This window comes from Microbacterium sp. C-MGS6, from assembly GCF_058140415.1.
In genome coordinates, this window is sequence record NZ_CM176934.1 from 3,388,647 (window position 1) to 3,406,492 (window position 17,846).

Genomic DNA, 17,846 nt, shown 5'->3' on the forward strand with positions numbered 1-17,846 from the left:
ACGGTGGAGACCGCGGGCGTCAGAGCAGACCGGACTCCCTGGCGATCGCGACCGCCTTCGCGCGGCTGTCGGCCCCGAGCTTCTCGAAGACGTGCACGAGGTGGGTCTTCACCGTCGCCTCCGTGACGAACAGCGCCTTCGCGATCTCCCGGTTGGAGGCCCCGGTGTCGAGCAGCCGCAGCACGTCGAGCTCGCGCCCCGTGAGCTGCACCCGCGGGGCACGGAGGGCCCGCCCGACGCGCGCCGTGAGCTCCGGCGTCAGCGCCTGCCCGCCCGACGCGGCCTGTCGCACGGCACGGACGATGTCCTCCGGGTCGATGTCCTTGAGCAGATACCCCGCCGCCCCCGCCTCGATCGCGCCGAGGATCTGGGCGTCGCGGTCGAACGTCGTGAGGATGAGCACCGCCGGCGCCGGGTCGAGCGCCCGGAGCGCCGCCGTCGTCTGCACGCCGTCCATCCCCGCCCCCAGACGCAGATCGCAGAGCACGACGTCGGGACGGAGGTGCCGGGCGAGCACGACCGCCTCCTCCCCCGACGCCGCCTCACCCACGACCTCGGCGTCGTCGCGGCGGTCGAACAGCGAACGCACGCCGGCCCGCACGATCGGGTGATCGTCGACGAGGAGGATCCGCACCGGGGTCACGACCGTCCTCCGAGCGGCAGGTGGGCGGAGAGCGCGGTGCCGTCGCCGGGGGCGCTCTCCACGTCGAGACCGCCGCCGAGCTCGCGCAGTCGGGCGCGCATCGCCCGCAGACCGTAGCCGCCGCCGGGCCCCGCCGACTCCAGCCGGGACGGATCGAAGCCGCGGCCGTCGTCGACCACGTCCAGCCGCACGGCGTCGCCGGCGTCCGCGAGGGTCACCACCACCCGGGTCGCGGCGGCATGGCTGCGCACGTTGGCGAGTGCGGACTGCGCCGTCCGCAGCAGGGCGACCTCGGCGTCGAGGCCGAGTGCGGGGAGTTCCTCGTCGGCGTGGAGGGTGGCCGCGATCCCGGTCTCGGCGGTCAGGCGCTCGAGCATCCGGGCGAGGGCGTCGCTCAACGCGGAACCGTCGAGCTCGGCGGGCATGAGGTCGTCCACGATGCGGCGGGCGTCGGCGAGCCCTTCCGCGGCGAGCGCCCCGATCTGCCCGAGCGCCTGCTCCCGACCGTCCTCGTGCTCGGCCGCCGACCGCGCCAGCAGGACGATGGACGACAGGCTCTGGGCGAGCGTGTCGTGGATGTCGCGGGACACCCTGGTGCGCTCGGCGGCGGCGCCGGACTCCCGCTGGGTCCGGGCGAGCTCGTCCTGGAGGGCCGCCATCTCCTGCTGCGTCGCGACGAGGGAGGCGATGAGCCGCCGCCGCTCGCGTCCGTCGCGGACCAGTTCCAGGTAGCCGCGGGAGATCCCGAGGGCGAAGATGCCGCCCACGAGCGGTCCGATGACGTTCGCGTAGGTGGTCGTTCCGGTGTGCAGCAGCGGCGCGACGATCACGACGGCGAGGACGAGGAGGCTCAGCGGTACGGCCCATCGCAGCCGCAACAGGAAGCCGGCGAGCAGCCACAGCGAGAACGCGAGCCAGACGAATTCCGGCGACAGCGCCACCGCCCCCAGCCAGATGGCCGTGAGCCCCAGCAGCCAGCCGGTGGCGAGCGCCCGGTCGTCCGTCCGGGAGGAGAGCAGGAGTCCGCCGCCGTACCAGCCGAGGAAGGCGAGGGCGGTCGCGACCAGCCACGGCACCGGGACCCCGTCGGCGAGGGAGCGGACGACGCCGACGACGGTGAGCACGACCGTGATGACGGCCTGCCCGATCCGCAGCGACGTGACCAGGCGCCCCCAGGAGCGCGTTCGCGCTCCTGTCCGCCCTCCGGGGAGGTCGGGCTCGGCGGTGTCTCCGGTCGGCATGCTGACATTCTCGTCCGCCGGGCCACAGTCCGCCTCCATCGTTCGGTCGAGCCGGTTCGAATCGCCCGATTGGCGGCATCCGGCCCGGATTCGGGACCAATCAGGCGACTCGAACGGAGGTATCGTGGGGCCGATGTCGACACCGCACCCGTTCCCGGCGACGATCGCGGCGGCCGTCGACCACGAGCTCGTCATCCGGAAGTCTCGCTTCCTCACGCACGTCGCACCGGTGTCGACGGTGGCCGAGGCGGAGGCCGTCATCGCGGCGATCCGGAAGCGCGCCTGGGACGCGAACCACAACTGCACCGCGATGGTGACCGGCCTGCACGGGGATCAGGCGCGGTCCTCGGATGACGGCGAGCCCTCCGGCACGGCCGGCGTCCCGATGCTCGAGGTCCTGCGGCGTCGCGGCCTCACGGACGTCGTGGCGGTGGTGACCCGGTACTTCGGCGGGGTGAAGCTCGGGGCGGGCGGCCTCATCCGCGCCTACTCCACCGCCGTGTCCGAGACGCTCGATCGTGCTTCACTCGTCCGTCGCGAGGCGCTCACCCAGGCGACCGTCGAGGTCCCGCACGCCGACGCCGGCCGCTACGACAACCTGCTCCGCGACTGGGCGGCGTCGCACGGGGCCACGCTCGGCACTCCGACCTACGGGGCCTCCGCGCACCTCGAGCTGTGGGTGCCCGCCGCCGCGCTGCCGCGTCTGACCGCCGACCTCGCCGCCGCGTCCGGGGGCGCCGTCGCCCCGGTGGCCGGGATCGAGCGGATCGTCGACGTCGCGGACTGAGGCTCCCGGCGGCCGCACACCGTCCGCCGGATATCCTGGACGCCGCGGTCGCGGAAGGAGAGCGATGTTCGACAGTCCGCTCTCGGCCTCGCCGTACGAGGTCCTCGGCGTGGATCCGGCCGTCGACGACGCCGAGCTCCGGCGGGCGTATCGGCTGCGGCTGCGGCAGACCCACCCCGACACCGGCGGCGACGCGGCCGTGTTCATCCAGGTCCAGCGCGCCTGGGAGCTGATCGGTACTGCGGAGGACCGTGCCGCGTACGACCGCCGCGCGGGCCTGACCGACGACGGCGGCGAGTGGAGCGGCTGGCGCCCCCAGACCGTGCGCACCGACACCCGGCCGCGCGCCCGCTCCTACGGACACCCCGGCGGCTGGCGGCGAGAGCGCTACCTCTCCCTCATCCGCGAGTGGGCGGGTCACGGGGTCGAGGTCCCCGATCCGTACGCCCCGGCTCTGGTCCGTGCGGCCCCGCGCGAACTCCGGCGGCTGCTCGCCGATGCGCTCGCGGAGGAGGCCACGGCCCGCACGGTCTCCGACCTCGGCATGGGCTTCACGGTCTGGCACGACGTCGCCGCCGGGCAGACCCCGGAGGACAAGCTCGACCACGTCGTGCTCAGTCCCTCCGGCCTCTACGGCATCATGTCCGAGGACTTCGGCGGGGTCGTGGGCTTCCGCCGCGGGGAGATCACCGGTCCGAGCCTCGGCACCCGCGCCCCGGTCACGGCGGCCCTCGCCCGGATGCGCGCGGTGGCGAAGGCCGCGAAGGTGAAGTTCGGCGGCGCGATCGTGGTGCTCCCCGACGACGACCTCGCCCAGGCCGTCACCCCGCTCGGCAGCAGTCGCGGCGTCCCGGTCGTGGTGGTCCGACGCAGCGCGCTGGCGATGGTGCTGCGGCAGGGCGTCCCCGGGGCGCGGGCCATCGGGGGCAACGAGCTGTTCGACGTCCGCACCCGTCTCCAGCAGACGGTCCGCTTCGTCTGAGTCCGCGACGCGCCCGGCATCCCGGCATGCTCTTTTGAATCACTCAAAACACGTGTAGAGTCGGAGGCATGGAGACGGAACTCGACTCGGCGTTGCGCGACGCCGGGCTGCGTGCGACTGCGGGCCGCGTCGCCGTCCTCGAGGCTCTCGGCTCCATGGCCCACACGGATGCGGAGCGGGTCTACCGCGCCGTGTCCGACGTGCTTCCGACCACGTCGATCCAGTCGGTGCACAACATCCTCGCGGACCTGACGACGGCGGGCCTCATCCGCCGGATCGAACCGGCAGGATCCGCGGCGCTGTACGAACGGCGCATCGACGACAACCACCACCACATTGTCTGCACCTCCTGCGGTGCAGTCGGCGACGTGGACTGCGTCGTCGGCGAGGCGCCGTGTCTCACCCCGTCCTCGACGGGGGGCTTCACCGTGCAGACAGCTGAAGTCACCTTCTGGGGCCTCTGCCCCAGCTGCCAGAACGCCGCGTAGGCGCATCCACCGATCCCCTCCCCGAGGGTCCGTTCGGCATGTCCGCGCGGAGAAGGAGAAGACCATGACCAACCCCACCGACGCGGGCCGTCCGGCCACGACGACGCAGGCCGGAGCGCCGATCGCGAGTGACACCCATTCGCTGACCGTGGGCCCCGACGGCCCCACCGCGCTGCACGACCACTACCTGGTCGAGAAGCTCGCCTCCTTCAACCGCGAGCGCGTGCCGGAGCGCAACCCGCACGCCAAGGGCGGCGGCGCGTTCGGCGAGTTCGTCGTCACCGAGGACGTCTCGAAGTACACCCGTGCGGCCGTGTTCCAGCCGGGCGCCACCTCGGAGACCCTCCTCCGCTTCTCCTCCGTCGCCGGTGAGCAGGGCTCGCCCGACACCTGGCGCGACGTGCGCGGGTTCTCGCTGCGCTTCTACACGACCGAGGGCAACCTCGACATCGTCGGCAACAACACCCCGACGTTCTTCCTCCGCGACGCCATCAAGTTCCCGGACTTCATCCACTCGCAGAAGCGCCTCGGCGACTCCGGTCTGCGCGACGCGGACATGCAGTGGGACTTCTGGACCCTCTCGCCCGAGAGCGCGCACCAGGTCACCTACCTCATGGGCGAGCGCGGACTCCCCCGCAGCTGGCGTCACATGAACGGCTACGGCTCGCACACCTACTCCTGGATCAACGCCGAGGGCGAGGTGTTCTGGGTCAAGTACCACTTCATCTCCCACCAGGGCGTCGAGGCGATGAGCCCGGAGGAGGCCGAGCAGCTGGCCGGTTCCGACGCGGACCACTACCGTCGCGACCTGTTCCAGTCGATCGACGGCGGCGACTTCCCGAAGTGGGACCTGTACGTGCAGATCATGCCGTACGACGAGGCGAAGGACTACCGCTTCAACCCGTTCGACCTCACCAAGACGATCTCGAAGAAGGACTACCCGCGCATCAAGGTCGGCACGCTGACCCTGAACCGCAACCCGGAGAACTTCTTCGCGCAGATCGAGCAGGCCGGCTTCGCGCCGGGGAACCAGGTGCCCGGTACCGGCATCTCCCCCGACAAGATGTTGATGGGCCGGATGTTCGCCTACCCGGACGCCCAGCGTCACCGCATCGGCGCGAACTACAACCAGCTGCCGGTGAACCAGCCGCACGCCGCTGAGACCCGCAACTACCAGCACGAGGGCTCGATGCGGTACCAGTACAACGACGCCGCGCACCGCACCTACCAGCCGAACTCTTTCGGGACCCCCGGTGGCCCCGAGGCCGACCCGGCCAAGGGCATCGAGGTGAACTGGTCGGCGGACGGCGAGCTCACCCGCTCCGCCGCGACGCTGCACGCCGAGGACGACGACTTCGGTCAGGCCGGCACGCTGTACCGCGAGGTCTTCGACGGCCCGCAGCGCGCCCGCTTCCTGGAGGTGCTGACCGGTCAGGGCCGTTCGATCACGGTCGACGCCATCCGCGAGCGCTTCTTCCAGTACTGGACGAACGTCGACGCCGAGCTCGGCGCCGCTCTCCGCGACCGCGTCTGACCCGAGACCCCGGGTTCTCCTCGAAACCCCCTCCCCGTGACACCGCGGGGAGGGGGTTTCGGCGTGTAACCGGGGTCTCGGCGTCGACGTCAGGGCCAAGATGGAGGGGTGGCTGTTTCCCTCTCCGACCTCACCGAGATGCCCGCCCCGCAGCACGTCTACGCGGCGGACGGCACACGACTGGCGACGTACACGTGGGGCGAGCTCGATGCCCCGGTCGTGGTGACCGTGCACGGCTTCGCCTCCGGCGCGCGCGACAACTGGGTGCTGACGGGCTGGGTGCGCGAGCTGACCAGGGCCGGGTACCGCGTGCTCGCGCTCGACCAGCGGGGCCACGGGCAGAGCGACAAGCCGCATGAGTCCGACGCCTACGCCATCCGCAACCTCGTGACCGACGTCGAGACCGTCATGGACACATACCTCGTCGACGACGCGTTCTACCTCGGCTACTCGCTCGGCGCGCGGGTGGGGTGGGAAGTGGCCCGTGAGCTCCCGCATCGGATCGGCCGGGCGGTCCTGGGCGGTGTTCCCGACGGCATCCCCCTCGCGCGTCTCGACCTCGACCAGGTGCGCGCATACATCGCGGACGGCACCTCGGTGGAGGACCGCACGACGCAGAACTACATCGCGCTGACCGAGCGGGTGCCCGGGAACGATCTGCGTGCGCTCGTCGCGCTGGCCGAGGGGCTGCGGGGCTCCGGCACGATCGACCCCGATCCCGCGGACGCCCCGGTCGTGCCGCTGCTGTTCGCGACGGGGTCCAAGGACGCGATCATCGAGGGCTCCCGGGCACTGGCCGCGGCGGCTCCCGATGCCCGCTTCGTCGAGCTCCCGAACCGCCACCACTTCAACGCCCCCGGCTCCCGCGACTTCAAGGAGGCCGCGCTCGCGTTCTTCGCCGAGTCCTGAGCCCGCCGAGACCCCGTCTTCGCGCCGAGACCCCCTCCCGCACGCGTGTGCAGGAGGGGGTCTCGGCGCGAGAGCGGGGTCTCGGGGTCAGGCGGTGGCGTCCTCGCGCTTCGAGAGGACCCAGCCGGCGCGGGGGAAGTGACACGTGTAGCCGTTCGGGTACTTGATCAGGTAGTCCTGGTGCTCGGGCTCGGCCTCCCAGAACGGACCGGCGGGCTCGATCGTCGTGACGGCCTTCGCCGGCCACAGGCCGGAGGCGTCGACATCGGCGATCGTGTCGCGGGCGACCTGCTCCTGCTCGGGGGTGAGCGGGAAGATCGCCGACCGGTAGCTCGACCCGATGTCGTTGCCCTGCCGGTTCAGGGTCGACGGGTCGTGGATCTGGAAGAAGAACGCCAGGATGTCGCGATAGGTCGTCGCACTCGGGTCGAACACGATCTCCACGGCCTCCGCGTGACCGGGGTGGTTGCGGTAGGTCGCGTGGTCGTTCTCGCCGCCGGTGTAGCCCACGCGGGTGTCGATGACGCCGGGCTGGCGGCGGATGAGGTCTTCCATGCCCCAGAAGCAGCCGCCCGCGAGGACGGCCGTCTCGGTCCCGGGGGTGCGGGTGATGGTTCCGGTGTCGGTCATGACTGCTCCTCAGAGGTGTGGGTGGTGAAGAGGGGGCTGTAGCGACCGTACCCCTCCTTCTCGAGATCCTCCGCCGGGATGAAGCGGAGGGCCGCCGAGTTCATGCAATAGCGGAGGCCGCCCTCGGCGCGGGGTCCGTCGTCGAAGACGTGTCCCAGGTGGCTGTCGGCTCCGGAGGACCGCGCCTCGGTGCGGGTCATCCACAGGGTGCGGTCTGTCTTCGTGGTCACGGCGTCGGCATCGATCGGACGGGTGAAGCTCGGCCAGCCGGTACCGCTGTCGTACTTGTCCTTCGAGGAGAACAGCGGCTGGCCGGAGACGACGTCGACGTAGATGCCGTCGTCGTGCGTGTTCCAGTAGGCGTTGCGGAAGGGCGGCTCGGTGGCGTCCTGCTGCGTGACCTCGTACTGCAGGTTCGTGAGACCGCTGACGGCCTCGGGGGTCCTGCCGTAGTCGTTCGACATGAGTGGCTCCTTGTCCGACGCCGCTGGCTGCGGCGTCATAGAGGAGAACCACGCGGGCGCGGCTTTTGGTCCCGCGGGGCTGGGAGCGGGCTGGGAGTTTTCCCACTCGATAGAGTTGCCTCCGCACCACACACCACCCGAGGGGAACTGCCATGTCCGTTGGACTGCTCGCCGTCGTCGACGACATCCTGAGCGCCGCGATGAAGGCGTCGGCGAAGGCTGCGGGAGTCGTCATCGACGACGCCGCCGTGACGCCGCAGTACGTGCAGGGCATCACGCCGGCCCGCGAACTCCCCGTGGTCGGCAAGATCGCCCTCGGGTCGCTGGTGAACAAGTTCGTCATCATCATCCCCATCGCGCTGCTGCTCACCGCCTTCGCGCCATGGGTACTGCCCTATCTGCTGATCCTCGGCGGCTCGTACCTGTGCTTCGAGGGGGCGGAGAAGGTGCTCGAGTGGTTCGGGGTGCAGCACGGTCACGCGGACGAGGGCGCCCGCGACGAGAGGAAGCTCGTGCTCGGCGCCGTCCGCACCGACCTCATCCTCTCGACCGAGATCATGCTCATCTCCCTCGCCAGCCTCGACAAGGGACTCGGCATCTGGTCCACCCTGGCGATCCTCGCGGTGATCGCGCTGGTCATGACCGTCGCGGTGTACGGCGCCGTGGCGCTCCTGGTGAAGATCGACGACATCGGCCTGAAGATGGCGAAGAACCCCGTGCAGCGCGTGCGGCACACCGGCACGCGTATCGTCCGGTCGATGCCCGCGGTCTTCCGCTTCATCAGCGTGCTCGGCACCGTCGCGATGCTCTGGGTCGGCGGGCACCTCGTCCTCATCAACCTCGGCGAGGTCGGGCTGCACGCGCCGGCCGACGTGCTCCATGCGGTCGAGCACGCGCTGGAGCCCCTCGGCGGCTTCGTGGTCTGGGTGGTCGACACCATCATCTCCGCCATCGCCGGTCTCATCTGGGGTCTCGTGATCGTCGGCGCCGTCCTCGGCATCGCGAAGGTCTTCGGCAAGAAGCCGAGCTTCCACGAGGGCGAGGCCTCCCCCGCCGACATCCACGTCTGACGATGACCGCCGTGCACCTCAGGGCCGCCGAGAGCGACGACCTCGACACGATCACCGAGATCCACAACCACGCCGTCGTGCACACGACCGCGATCTGGAACGAGGTGGCGGTGGATCGCGCCGACCGGGCAGCCTGGCTCGCCGACCGGACCGCGCGCGGCTACCCCGTGATCGTCGCCGCCGACGACAGCGGGGTCGTGGGCTATGCGTCCTACGCCCAGTGGCGCCCGCACAGCGGCTACCGCCTGACCGTCGAGCACTCCGTCTACGTGCGCGGCGATCAGCGCGGGCGCGGCATCGGCACGCTCCTCATGACGGAGCTCATCGCCCGGGCTCGGGCAGCCGGGATGCACGTGATGATCGGCGGGGTGGAGAGCGGCAACACCGCCTCCATCGCCCTGCACGAGCGCCTCGGGTTCCGGGAGGTGGGCCGCATGCCGCAGGTCGGTGCGAAGTTCGGCCGCTGGCTCGACCTCAGCATGCTGCAGCTCGTGCTCGACGACCGCCCCACCCCCCACGCGGCGCTCTAGCGATGGGCTTCCTGCAGTGGCTCGTCGACGCCTTCTCCTCGTCCTGGGTGCTGCCGGGAGGCCAGACCCTCCTGGTGCGTGAGGTCGTCGGGAACGCGTTCGGACTCGCGAGCGCCCTCGGGGGCATGCGGCGCAAGGTCTGGGCGTGGCCGGTCGGCATCGTCGGCAACGTCCTGCTGCTGACGGTGTTCCTCGGTTCCGCGCTGAGCCCCGACCCGTCGCTCCCGCATCTCCTCGGTCAGGCCGGGCGGCAGATCATGTTCATCGCCGTCGCGATCTACGGCTGGATCCGCTGGCGGAATGCCGACGGCGGTCGCATCGTGCCGCGGTGGGCGCCGACCGGTGCCCGCGTCGGTCTGGTCGTGGTCCTCGTCGTCGGAACCGTGGCGCTCACCCCCCTGTTCCGCGCCCTCGGTTCGTGGGAACCGGTCTGGGCCGACGCCTGGACCTTCGTCGGGTCACTGCTCGCGACGTACGGCATGGCCAAGGGCTGGACCGAGTTCTGGCTCATCTGGATCGCCGTGGACGTGGTGGGGGTGCCGCTTCTGTTCAGCTCCGGCTACTACGCGACCGGCCTCATGTACGTGTTCTACGGCGTCTTCACCGCGATCGGGTTCGTGATCTGGTGGCGGGCGCAACGGCAGGCTGCCCGTCCGATCGAGATCCTCCCGCCCGACCCGAGCCCCCGCCGTCCGGACGACGAGGCCTGACCGGCGTCGCGATTGTTTCGGTGCGTGTCGCCGTCGCTCGCCCCGATGCCGCCCGGTCCCGTTTCATGGGGGCATGACCCGGCAGATCCGTTTCAACGCCTTCGACATGAACTGCGTCGCCCATCAGTCGTCCGGCCTGTGGCGGCATCCCGACGACCGGTCGCGCCAGTACAACACGATCTCGTACTGGACCGACCTGGCGAAGCTGCTGGAGAGCGCGACCTTCGACGGCATCTTCATCGCCGACGTCCTGGGCACCTACGACGTCTACGGCGGCACGAACGAGGCCGCCATCCGCAACGGCGCCCAGGTGCCGGTGAACGACCCGATCCTCCTGGTCAGCGCGATGGCCGCGGTGACCGAGCATCTGGGATTCGGCGTCACCGCCGGCACGGCCTTCGAGCACCCCTACCCGTTCGCTCGACGACTCAGCACGCTCGATCACCTCACCCAGGGCCGCGTCGGCTGGAACGTCGTGACCGGGTACCTGCCCAGCGCCGCCCGGAACATGGGGCAGGAGGACCAGCTCGCGCATGACGACCGCTACGACCACGCGGACGAGTACGTCGAGGTGCTCTACAAGCTCTGGGAGGGGTCGTGGGAGGACGACGCGGTGGTGGAGGACCGCGAGCGCGGCATCTTCACAGACCCGTCGAAGGTGCACCCGATCCGGCACGAGGGGAAGCACTTCTCCGTGCCCGGCATCCACATCTCGGAGCCGTCGCCGCAGCGCACTCCGGTGATCTACCAGGCCGGCGCCAGCCCGCGCGGAGTGCGGTTCGCGGCGGAGAACGCCGAGGCCATCTTCGTCGCGGCGCCGTCGAAGGAGGTGCTCGCCGGCACCGTGAAGCGGATCCGCGACGCTCTCGAGGCGGCGGGGCGCGACCGGTACGACGCCCGGATCTACACCCTGCTCACTGTCATCACCGCCGCGACGAGCGAGGAGGCGGCCGCGAAGCACGCCGAGTATCTCTCCTACGCGAGCCCGGAGGGGGCGCTCACCTTCATGTCGGGGTGGATGGGCGTCGACCTGTCGCAGTACGCCGAGGACGAGCCGGTGGGGAACGTCGAGTCGAACGCGATCCAGTCGGTGCTGCAGCACCTGAAGGAGGAGGCCGACCTCGGGCGCGAGTGGACGGTGGGCGACTTCGGTCGCCACAACGCGATCGGCGGGCTCGGCCCGACGATCGTCGGCTCCGGGGTCGAGATCGCCGACGAGCTGCAGTCGTGGGTCGAGGAGACCGACATCGACGGCTTCAATCTCGCGTACGCCGTCACCCCCGGCACCTGGCAGGACGTCATCGAGCACGTCATCCCGGTGCTGCGCGAGCGCGGCGCGTACCCCGAGGAGTACGTGCCCGGCACGCTCCGCCACAAGCTGCACGGCCGCGGCGACCGGGTCCAGCCCACGCACCGCGCCGCCCAGTACCGCCTCTGACCCCGTTCGAATCGCCCGCTGTGCTGCAAATCCGGTTTGGCGCAAAGTGGGCGATTCGAAGGCAGGTCAGTCGGCGTCGCGGGTGAAGAGGCTCCGCAGCACGAGGAAGACCACCACGGCGACGACAGCGACGATGGCGAGCTTCGCGATGAACCAGAGCACCGAGAACAGCGCGCTGACGATCCACCACGCGATCACGACGGCGAGGATGACGCCGAGGACGGTCCAGATGTTCTTGGTCATGCCTCCAGCCTACGGAGTCGCGGCGGCCGGGATCTCCTCCAGCGACCGGTAGACGGGCAGTCCGCGCTCGTGGGCGATGGCGACATCCTGGTCCGCGCCCGTCGAAGCCCCCGGAAGGCGCAGCACCGCATCGCAGTGCTGGAGGAGGCGGTGCGCGGTCTCGTACATCACGTCACCGGTCTCCACTTCGGCCGCGTCGAGGGTGCGGAGGATGGGCAGAGCGGCCCACTCCCCGATCATCGGCACATGGCCGAGGCGGAAGATCGGACCGGACGCCTCCTCCAGACGCGCGAGATTGCGGGCGATCAGGGTGGGGTCGCCGTTGGTGCCGGAACGGTAGGGGCCGGCGATCAGGATCAGGAGTGGCTTCATCATGGAGATGACTGTAGTCTGAATCATGCATAAACGTGCAACTTCGTGAGGAAACGTATGCTCGCTGCTCAGCGCAAAGACCACCTGCTCGCCGTGCTCGCCCGTGAGGGACGGGTCGTGGCGAAGGCTGCGGCCGATGACCTCGGAGTATCGGAAGACGCCATCCGCCGCGACCTCCGCGAGCTCGCCGAGGAGGGCAGGCTCCAGCGCGTGTACGGCGGCGCGCTGCCCATCGCCGCGGCCGATCGCCCGGTGCGCGAGCGCCATGACCTGGCGACCGAGAGCAAGGAGCGGGTCGCCCGCCAGGCCGTCACGACCATCCGGCCCGGATCGACGATCGCGCTGGATGCCGGAACCACCACGCTCGCGATGGCGCGACTGCTGCCCTCCGGCACCGGCGTCACGGTCATCACCCCGAGTCCCGCCATCGCCCTGGCCGTCGCCGAGCACTCAGATGCGCGCGTGATCATGATCGGCGGCGAGCTCGCCCGGCACTCTCTCGTCGCCGGAGGGGGACTCGCGATGGAGGCGATCCAGCACCTCGCTGCCGACGTGTTCTTCGTCGGGGTCACGGGTGTCGACCCGCGTCACGGCCTCACGACGGGCGAGCTCGACGATGCCGTCACCAAGCGGGCGATCGCCTCCCGATGTGCCGCGACGATCGTGCTCGCGAGCGACGAGAAGATCGGCGCCGCCTCGCGCTACCCGGTGCTGCCGTTCGAGGCGGTCGCCGCGGTCATCACCGACCCCCTCGACGAGAATCCGCTGATCCCCGAGGTCCTGGCGCAGATCCCGGCGGGGGCGTGAGCGAGGATCCCTCCTCCGCGAGGCGTTCCGCGAGCAGGGCGTGCAGGTGACCTGCCGCCGCGAGGAGCGCCACGCTACGGCGCGTGAGGTCAGCCAGCCGCTCCGCGAGGATGCGCTGCACGTCTTCGGTGTCACCATGCGCGCGCACCTCGTCGATGATCCGGGATACCGCGGGGATGCCGTAGCCGCCCGAGCGCAGGGCGGCGGCGATCCGCGCCTCGGTGATCGCCAGGGAGTCATAGGAGCGGACCGATCCCGCGCGACGAAGGGGGCGCACGAGCCCTTCTCGCTCCCAGTGCCGAAGTGCGGAGGAACGGACGCCGAGCGCCTGGGCGAGTTCGCCGATGGCCATCGCATCGTCCTCGACGAACGGATCGTCGGCCTCCGCCACGGCGTCCTCGAGTCCGCGCAGGGCCGCGCGCACCCGTGAGCGATCGAGGGCGACGTCCGCGTGCAGGGCGTCGATCCGCTCCGCCGCGTGCTCGACCGATCCGCCGATGAGAGCGGGCATCAGTCGACGCGCGGGCACCGGACCGAGCGCCGCCGCCAACGCGCGATAGGCACGCAGCGCCAGGGCATGCGGCGTCCGATACCGCCGGTACCCGTTCGCGCCGCGCTCCGCGGCGGGGAGGACGCCGAGGCGCTCGAGGTCGCGCACCTGCTGCGTCGAGTAGTCGACCAGCCGGCCGAGCGCCGCCGTCGTCATCACCTGCTCTTGAGGGTTCTGCACACTCCTCCTCGTCTTTCCGGTCCTTGAGTCCACATAAGCACGTCAGCCTCAGCATTGAAGGATGGAAATGCAGGAGATCATCGCAGAGGTCCGTTCGTTCGACGGCGTGCTCGTCATCGCCCCGGAGGCGGGCAGCGACTTCCCCGAACTGTCATGGGGAGACGCGTACTTCTACCACGCGCCCGACGGCCGGATGCCCGAGCGCACTCAGCCGTACGGGACGATCATCACGAAGGACTATCCCGACGACACGTCCTCCGCGCTGGACGCTCCAGGGCGCTTCCGGGTGAACATCCACGTCGGACGCGAGCGCGCGGGGTCGATCATCGCGGCGGCGTCTCTCACAGGCGACGACACCGACCCGACGGCGGTCGACGTCTTCCGCCCTCACCCCCTGTACGGCACCGCCGGCTGGGTGTGCGTCATCGACCCCGCAGAGGCGACGGAGGGTGCCGTGCTCGCCCTTCTCCGCGAGGCGCACGAGGCGGCACGTGCGCGCACCGGACGACGGGCGCGATGAGTCCCGTGTCGACTCCTCAGGGCATGACCGAGTCCGACCGTCGGATCGTCGCGGTGTGGGCGGCCGACTGCGCCGACCGCGTGCTGCCGCTGTTCGAGAGGGAGGCCCCGGACGACGTACGTGCGCGTGATGCCATCGCCAGGACGCGCGCCTTCGCCCGTGGCGAGCTCGCGGCTGCGGGCGAGATCCGTCGTCGCTTCGTCGCGGGCAGGGCTGCCCGCAGCGCCGTGACACCTGCCGGCACCGCGGCCGCTCGCTCCGCGGCACAGGCCGCCGGGGTCGCGCACATGGGTGCGCATGCTCTCGGGGCAGCCGCCTACGCCGCGCGAGCTGTCGAGCTGGCACACCCGGACGCCCCCGACGTCCGCGTCGCAGAGGTGCGCTGGCAACTCGCGCACCTCTCCCCCGAGGCCGCTGCGGCCCTGCGCACCCTCCCGCCCCTGGGCACCGACCCCGCCGGCCCGCTCGGCCCCGGGCTCCTCTCCTCCGGCCCCCTCGGCGAGGTGATCCGCGACCTGCAGGCACACCTCTCGTCCGCCGTCGATTGAGTCCCTCTTCGAATCGCGCAACTGGCTGTATCTGAGCCGCAGATGGAACCAGTTGCGCGATTCGAAAGCGGCCCGACGGCTTCAGCCCCGATTCAGCGTCGACCCGCCACACTGGGGGGATGCGGATCCTGGTGGTGGACGACGAGGTGCGTCTGGCCGAAGGCGTGCGCCGCGGACTCGAGGCGGAGGGCTTCGCGGTCGACGTCGCCCACAACGGCGTCGACGGCCTGTGGCGGGCCCGCGAGACCCGGTACGACGCCATCGTGCTCGACCTGATGATGCCCGGCATGAGCGGGTGGAAGGTCTGCGAGGCCCTGCGCGCCGAGGAGAACTGGACCCCCGTGCTGATGCTCACCGCCAAGGACGGCGAGTGGGATCAGGTGGAGGCGCTGGAGAGCGGCGCCGACGACTACGTCACCAAGCCCTTCTCGTTCGCGATCCTCGTGGCCCGACTTCGGGCACTCCTGCGCCGCGGCGCCGTGGCGCGACCGACGATCCTCGAGGCCGGCGACCTGCGACTGGATCCCGCGGGACACCACGTCTGGCGCGGCGAGACCCCGATCACCCTGACGGCCCGCGAGTTCGCTGTGCTCGAGCACCTGATGCGGCACCGGGGGCAGGTGCTGTCGAAGCGCGACCTGCTGGCCGGCGTCTGGGACGACGACTTCGACGGCGACCCGAACATCGTCGAGGTCTACGTCGGCCACCTCCGCCGCAAAGTCGACAAGCCGTTCGGGCGCGAGGCGATCGAGACCATCCGCGGTGCGGGCTACCGGCTGGCGGCGAACGGTGGCTAGGCGGCTCTGGCGGTCGGTCCGCGGCCGGACGACGCTCGGCGCCACCCTGGTCGTCGCGGTCGCGCTGCTCCTCGGTGCCTTCTCCTTCTACGGGGTGCTGAGCGCGAGCATCCACGGCAGCACCGAACGCGCGGCGGAGCAGCGGCTGGAGGAGCTCGTCAGCCGGTTCGACGGTCCGGGCCGACGCGGCCCCGACCAGCTCGACGACGACCTCGTGCAGCTGCTCGGACGAGACGGGTCGGTGCGGGCGTCCAGCGAGGAGGCTGCCGATGCGCTCGGCGCCACCCCGCTGCCCGTGGACGACGATCCGCAGGTGGTCCGCATCGACGGGGAACCCATGCTCGTGGTGTCCGACGACGTGGAGGGCGACCAGACCCTCGTGCTCGCGGTGCCGATGGACGAGGACGCGGAGACCCTGGCCACCGTGGCGACGCTGCTCGTGATCGCCGTCCCCGCGCTGCTGCTGCTCGTGGCCGTCACCACCTGGCTCGTCACGGGGCGTGCGCTGCGGCCGGTCACACGCATCCGCCAGGAGGTCGAGGGCATCACCGCCGAGCGCCTCGATCACCGGGTGCCGGTTCCCGACACGGCGGATGAGATCCACTCCCTCGCCGTGACGATGAACGGGATGCTCGATCGGCTCGACGCGGCGGCGACCGCGCAGCGCCGCTTCGTCTCCGACGCCTCGCACGAACTGCGGTCTCCCCTGGCGACGATCCGTCAGCACGCGGAGCTCGCCCAGGCGCACCCGGAGGTGACGAGCATCGACGAGCTCGCCGAGGTGGTGGCCGAGGAGGGGCTGCGACTGCAGGGCATCGTGGAGTCGCTGCTGCTCCTCGCCCGCCTCGACGAGGGCGCGGCCGGGAGCACCGAACCGGTGGATCTGGACGACCTCGCCCTCGCGGAGGTGCGCCGGCTGCGGGCCGCCGGACTCGACGTCGACGGGTCCGGCATCCGCGCGGCCCGCACTGCCGGCGATCCCCGCCTGCTCGGCCAGCTGCTGCGGAACCTCGCGGACAACGCCGCCCGGCACAGCAACGGCCGCGTGGCGATCGGGGTGGAGCCACGGCCGCCGCACGTCGTCCTCACGGTCGAAGACGACGGCTCCGGAATCCCGCCGGAGGAGCGGGACCGCATCTTCGAGCGCTTCGTCCGGCTCGACGAGGCCCGGAGTCGCGACGCGGGAGGCAGCGGGCTCGGTCTCGCGATCGCTCACGGCATCGCCACCGCCGCCCACGGCGCGATCGCGGTGGACGCCTCCCGGTGGGGCGGCGCCCGCTTCACCGTCACCCTCCCCTCGGCCGGCCCTCTCTCCTGACCCCGCCCCCGGGCACAGCTTCGGAGATCCCCCACGACACCCCGGCCATGACCTCCTCCCGGACGGCGTGTCGTCGCCGAGCTCCGAAATCGTGCCCGGGATATCGGTTCCTGAACGGGGCTTCAGGAGGCTTCAGGGTGGCTTCAGCGGCGTCGGGAGACCATCGAGACATGAACGACAAGACTCCTGCTTCCGACCAGAACCCCACGCCGGACGAGAACCGCGCCTCCGGACCGGACTCGGCATCCGCCGTCCCGAACGCGGGCCAGGACCACACCGCAGGACAGGGCTCCCCCGCCGGCCCCGGCACGAACGCGAACGCCGACGACCCGACGGTGCCGGTCGCGCCGACCACCGATCCTGCCGCGACGCCGAACGGCGCGCCGGAGGCACCGGCCGCCGCAGCGACCCCCACCAAGCCCGGACGCAAGCGCGCGCTCCTCATCGGCGGCGGGATCGCGGCCGCGGTGCTGCTCGCCGGCGGAGGCGTGGCAGTGGGCGCCGCGATCGGCGACGAGTTCGGTGACGACGACGACCGTCCCGCCATGGAGGGCCCCCGACACGAGGGCGATCACGGCCCGCGCGGAGACCACCGCGGCGACGACGACGCGCGCCCGAGCGGAGACCGGGGCGACCGCGGTCCGGTGACCGGCATCGGCACCGACGACGTCGACGAGCTCCTCGCGATCGCCGCCGCCGCCCAGGACGCCGCGGAGGGCGAGGTCACCTCGATCGACGCGAAGCGCGACGGGACGTGGGAGGTGCAGCTCACCACGTCCGCTGGGGACGAGACCGAGGTGCGCGTCGACGACGAGCTCGCCGCGACCGTGGTGTCGACAGACGCTGCGGACGGCGACGACCAGGGTCCGACTCTCACGCTCGACGAGGAGACCATCCGCACGCTCGTCGATGCCGCTCTCGCCGAGGCCGAGGGGATGATCACCGACCTCGACGTGGACTCCGACGACGTGAGCCCCTACGACGCCTCCGTCCTGACGACGGACAACCGCTCGATCGACATCTCCTTCGATGCCTCGTTCGCGGTCGTGGGCACCGACATCGACGAGTGACGGTCGGCCCGACGG

Annotated in this window: 22 protein-coding genes; 15 read left to right on the forward strand and 7 right to left on the reverse strand. The window is 71.2% G+C overall.

From position 1 onward, the window contains the following. Positions 1–19 precede the first annotated feature (19 nt). A complete protein-coding gene (locus tag AC3B5L_RS16785) occupies positions 20–643 on the reverse strand; it encodes a response regulator (protein ID WP_025102775.1) in 624 nt (207 codons plus the stop codon). Further along, on the reverse strand, positions 640–1,884 hold the full coding sequence (locus tag AC3B5L_RS16790; protein WP_259952655.1) for a sensor histidine kinase: 1,245 nt from the start codon (positions 1,882–1,884) through the stop codon (positions 640–642). The genes AC3B5L_RS16785 and AC3B5L_RS16790 overlap by 4 nt, the downstream gene beginning before the upstream one ends. A gap of 133 nt (positions 1,885–2,017) precedes the next feature. Between AC3B5L_RS16790 and AC3B5L_RS16795 the strand changes: the two genes are divergently transcribed. The 5 genes from AC3B5L_RS16795 to AC3B5L_RS16815 all read left to right on the forward strand — a co-directional run bounded on the left by AC3B5L_RS16795 (position 2,018) and on the right by AC3B5L_RS16815 (position 6,584). After that, a complete protein-coding gene (locus tag AC3B5L_RS16795) occupies positions 2,018–2,671 on the forward strand; it encodes an IMPACT family protein (RefSeq protein WP_268776908.1) in 654 nt (217 codons plus the stop codon). A gap of 64 nt (positions 2,672–2,735) precedes the next feature. Further along, positions 2,736–3,653 (forward strand): J domain-containing protein, encoded by a 918-nt coding sequence (locus AC3B5L_RS16800; RefSeq protein ID WP_187662720.1) that lies wholly within the window; start codon positions 2,736–2,738, stop codon positions 3,651–3,653. 68 nt (positions 3,654–3,721) lie between these two features. Further along, a complete protein-coding gene (locus AC3B5L_RS16805; RefSeq protein WP_187662721.1) occupies positions 3,722–4,141 on the forward strand; it encodes a Fur family transcriptional regulator in 420 nt (139 codons plus the stop codon). A gap of 64 nt (positions 4,142–4,205) precedes the next feature. Further along, positions 4,206–5,675 (forward strand): catalase, encoded by a 1,470-nt coding sequence (locus AC3B5L_RS16810; protein WP_136052327.1) that lies wholly within the window; start codon positions 4,206–4,208, stop codon positions 5,673–5,675. A gap of 108 nt (positions 5,676–5,783) precedes the next feature. After that, positions 5,784–6,584, forward strand: a complete 801-nt coding sequence (locus AC3B5L_RS16815) for an alpha/beta fold hydrolase (protein WP_259952660.1) — start codon at positions 5,784–5,786, stop codon at positions 6,582–6,584. A gap of 87 nt (positions 6,585–6,671) precedes the next feature. Here AC3B5L_RS16815 and msrA read toward each other — a convergent pair whose 3' ends face one another. Together msrA and msrB are read right to left on the reverse strand one after the other, a co-directional pair. Beyond that, positions 6,672–7,214 (reverse strand): peptide-methionine (S)-S-oxide reductase MsrA, encoded by a 543-nt coding sequence (gene msrA / locus AC3B5L_RS16820; protein WP_259952664.1) that lies wholly within the window; start codon positions 7,212–7,214, stop codon positions 6,672–6,674. Further along, positions 7,211–7,678 carry a peptide-methionine (R)-S-oxide reductase MsrB gene (msrB, locus tag AC3B5L_RS16825; RefSeq protein WP_259952665.1) on the reverse strand — a complete coding sequence of 156 codons (468 nt, stop codon included), beginning with the start codon at positions 7,676–7,678 and terminating at the stop codon, positions 7,211–7,213. Before msrB ends, msrA begins: the two co-directional genes overlap by 4 nt. A 152-nt stretch (positions 7,679–7,830) precedes the next feature. On the opposite strand from msrB, the gene AC3B5L_RS16830 reads away from it, so the two are divergent. The 4 genes from AC3B5L_RS16830 (at position 7,831) to AC3B5L_RS16845 (ending at position 11,426) form a co-directional block, all read left to right on the forward strand. Next, a complete protein-coding gene (locus AC3B5L_RS16830) occupies positions 7,831–8,748 on the forward strand; it encodes a DUF808 domain-containing protein (protein ID WP_187662724.1) in 918 nt (305 codons plus the stop codon). 2 nt (positions 8,749–8,750) lie between these two features. Beyond that, the gene (locus AC3B5L_RS16835; RefSeq protein ID WP_490095992.1) at positions 8,751–9,278 is read left to right on the forward strand and encodes a GNAT family N-acetyltransferase; all 528 of its coding nucleotides are present in this window, start codon (positions 8,751–8,753) and stop codon (positions 9,276–9,278) included. A 2-nt stretch (positions 9,279–9,280) separates the two neighbouring features. Beyond that, complete coding sequence (pnuC, locus tag AC3B5L_RS16840) at positions 9,281–9,988, forward strand: nicotinamide riboside transporter PnuC (protein WP_187662726.1); 708 nt, start codon at positions 9,281–9,283, stop codon at positions 9,986–9,988. 73 nt (positions 9,989–10,061) lie between these two features. Further along, complete coding sequence (locus AC3B5L_RS16845; RefSeq protein ID WP_280567700.1) at positions 10,062–11,426, forward strand: LLM class flavin-dependent oxidoreductase; 1,365 nt, start codon at positions 10,062–10,064, stop codon at positions 11,424–11,426. Positions 11,427–11,492: 66 nt separating this feature from the next. Here AC3B5L_RS16845 and AC3B5L_RS16850 read toward each other — a convergent pair whose 3' ends face one another. Continuing rightward, on the reverse strand, positions 11,493–11,669 hold the full coding sequence (locus AC3B5L_RS16850) for a hypothetical protein (RefSeq protein ID WP_025102796.1): 177 nt from the start codon (positions 11,667–11,669) through the stop codon (positions 11,493–11,495). A 9-nt stretch (positions 11,670–11,678) separates the two neighbouring features. Next, entirely contained in the window at positions 11,679–12,044 is a 366-nt protein-coding gene (locus tag AC3B5L_RS16855; RefSeq protein WP_259952669.1) for a DUF4406 domain-containing protein, read from the reverse strand. Positions 12,045–12,098: 54 nt separating this feature from the next. On the opposite strand from AC3B5L_RS16855, the gene AC3B5L_RS16860 reads away from it, so the two are divergent. Continuing rightward, positions 12,099–12,848 carry a DeoR/GlpR family DNA-binding transcription regulator gene (locus tag AC3B5L_RS16860; protein WP_259952670.1) on the forward strand — a complete coding sequence of 250 codons (750 nt, stop codon included), beginning with the start codon at positions 12,099–12,101 and terminating at the stop codon, positions 12,846–12,848. Here the strand turns inward: AC3B5L_RS16860 and AC3B5L_RS16865 are convergent. After that, the gene (locus AC3B5L_RS16865; protein WP_259952672.1) at positions 12,781–13,578 is read right to left on the reverse strand and encodes a MerR family transcriptional regulator; all 798 of its coding nucleotides are present in this window, start codon (positions 13,576–13,578) and stop codon (positions 12,781–12,783) included. The two genes, AC3B5L_RS16860 and AC3B5L_RS16865, sit on opposite strands and share 68 nt — an antisense overlap. Positions 13,579–13,645: 67 nt before the next feature. Here AC3B5L_RS16865 and AC3B5L_RS16870 point away from each other — a divergent pair, with 67 nt between their 5' ends. From AC3B5L_RS16870 to AC3B5L_RS16890, 5 genes are all read left to right on the forward strand, one after another. Then, on the forward strand, positions 13,646–14,098 hold the full coding sequence (locus AC3B5L_RS16870; protein ID WP_490095993.1) for a DUF6194 family protein: 453 nt from the start codon (positions 13,646–13,648) through the stop codon (positions 14,096–14,098). A 23-nt stretch (positions 14,099–14,121) separates the two neighbouring features. Next, positions 14,122–14,646, forward strand: coding sequence for a putative immunity protein (locus AC3B5L_RS16875; RefSeq protein WP_259952676.1), 525 nt, complete (start codon positions 14,122–14,124; stop codon positions 14,644–14,646). A 119-nt stretch (positions 14,647–14,765) separates the two neighbouring features. Further along, a complete protein-coding gene (locus AC3B5L_RS16880) occupies positions 14,766–15,443 on the forward strand; it encodes a response regulator transcription factor (RefSeq protein WP_259952678.1) in 678 nt (225 codons plus the stop codon). After that, positions 15,436–16,761 carry a sensor histidine kinase gene (locus tag AC3B5L_RS16885; protein ID WP_259952682.1) on the forward strand — a complete coding sequence of 442 codons (1,326 nt, stop codon included), beginning with the start codon at positions 15,436–15,438 and terminating at the stop codon, positions 16,759–16,761. Before AC3B5L_RS16880 ends, AC3B5L_RS16885 begins: the two co-directional genes overlap by 8 nt. Positions 16,762–16,931: 170 nt before the next feature. Continuing rightward, the gene (locus AC3B5L_RS16890; protein WP_232089130.1) at positions 16,932–17,831 is read left to right on the forward strand and encodes a hypothetical protein; all 900 of its coding nucleotides are present in this window, start codon (positions 16,932–16,934) and stop codon (positions 17,829–17,831) included. Positions 17,832–17,846: the final 15 nt, after the last annotated feature.

Bases quoted from the DNA above. Each gene is read 5' to 3' on its own strand.
- AC3B5L_RS16790 (WP_259952655.1), bottom strand. From the start codon at position 1,884: ATGCCGACCGGAGACACCGCCGAGCCCGACCTCCCCGGAGGGCGGACA.
- AC3B5L_RS16795 (WP_268776908.1), top strand. From the start codon at position 2,018: ATGTCGACACCGCACCCGTTCCCGGCGACGATCGCGGCGGCCGTCGAC.
- AC3B5L_RS16800 (WP_187662720.1), top strand. From the start codon at position 2,736: ATGTTCGACAGTCCGCTCTCGGCCTCGCCGTACGAGGTCCTCGGCGTG.
- AC3B5L_RS16805 (WP_187662721.1), top strand. From the start codon at position 3,722: ATGGAGACGGAACTCGACTCGGCGTTGCGCGACGCCGGGCTGCGTGCG.
- AC3B5L_RS16810 (WP_136052327.1), top strand. From the start codon at position 4,206: ATGACCAACCCCACCGACGCGGGCCGTCCGGCCACGACGACGCAGGCC.
- msrA (WP_259952664.1), bottom strand. From the start codon at position 7,214: ATGACCGACACCGGAACCATCACCCGCACCCCCGGGACCGAGACGGCC.
- msrB (WP_259952665.1), bottom strand. From the start codon at position 7,678: ATGTCGAACGACTACGGCAGGACCCCCGAGGCCGTCAGCGGTCTCACG.
- AC3B5L_RS16830 (WP_187662724.1), top strand. From the start codon at position 7,831: ATGTCCGTTGGACTGCTCGCCGTCGTCGACGACATCCTGAGCGCCGCG.
- AC3B5L_RS16835 (WP_490095992.1), top strand. From the start codon at position 8,751: ATGACCGCCGTGCACCTCAGGGCCGCCGAGAGCGACGACCTCGACACG.
- pnuC (WP_187662726.1), top strand. From the start codon at position 9,281: ATGGGCTTCCTGCAGTGGCTCGTCGACGCCTTCTCCTCGTCCTGGGTG.
- AC3B5L_RS16845 (WP_280567700.1), top strand. From the start codon at position 10,062: ATGACCCGGCAGATCCGTTTCAACGCCTTCGACATGAACTGCGTCGCC.
- AC3B5L_RS16850 (WP_025102796.1), bottom strand. From the start codon at position 11,669: ATGACCAAGAACATCTGGACCGTCCTCGGCGTCATCCTCGCCGTCGTG.
- AC3B5L_RS16855 (WP_259952669.1), bottom strand. From the start codon at position 12,044: ATGATGAAGCCACTCCTGATCCTGATCGCCGGCCCCTACCGTTCCGGC.
- AC3B5L_RS16860 (WP_259952670.1), top strand. From the start codon at position 12,099: ATGCTCGCTGCTCAGCGCAAAGACCACCTGCTCGCCGTGCTCGCCCGT.
- AC3B5L_RS16870 (WP_490095993.1), top strand. From the start codon at position 13,646: ATGCAGGAGATCATCGCAGAGGTCCGTTCGTTCGACGGCGTGCTCGTC.
- AC3B5L_RS16875 (WP_259952676.1), top strand. From the start codon at position 14,122: ATGACCGAGTCCGACCGTCGGATCGTCGCGGTGTGGGCGGCCGACTGC.
- AC3B5L_RS16880 (WP_259952678.1), top strand. From the start codon at position 14,766: ATGCGGATCCTGGTGGTGGACGACGAGGTGCGTCTGGCCGAAGGCGTG.
- AC3B5L_RS16890 (WP_232089130.1), top strand. From the start codon at position 16,932: ATGAACGACAAGACTCCTGCTTCCGACCAGAACCCCACGCCGGACGAG.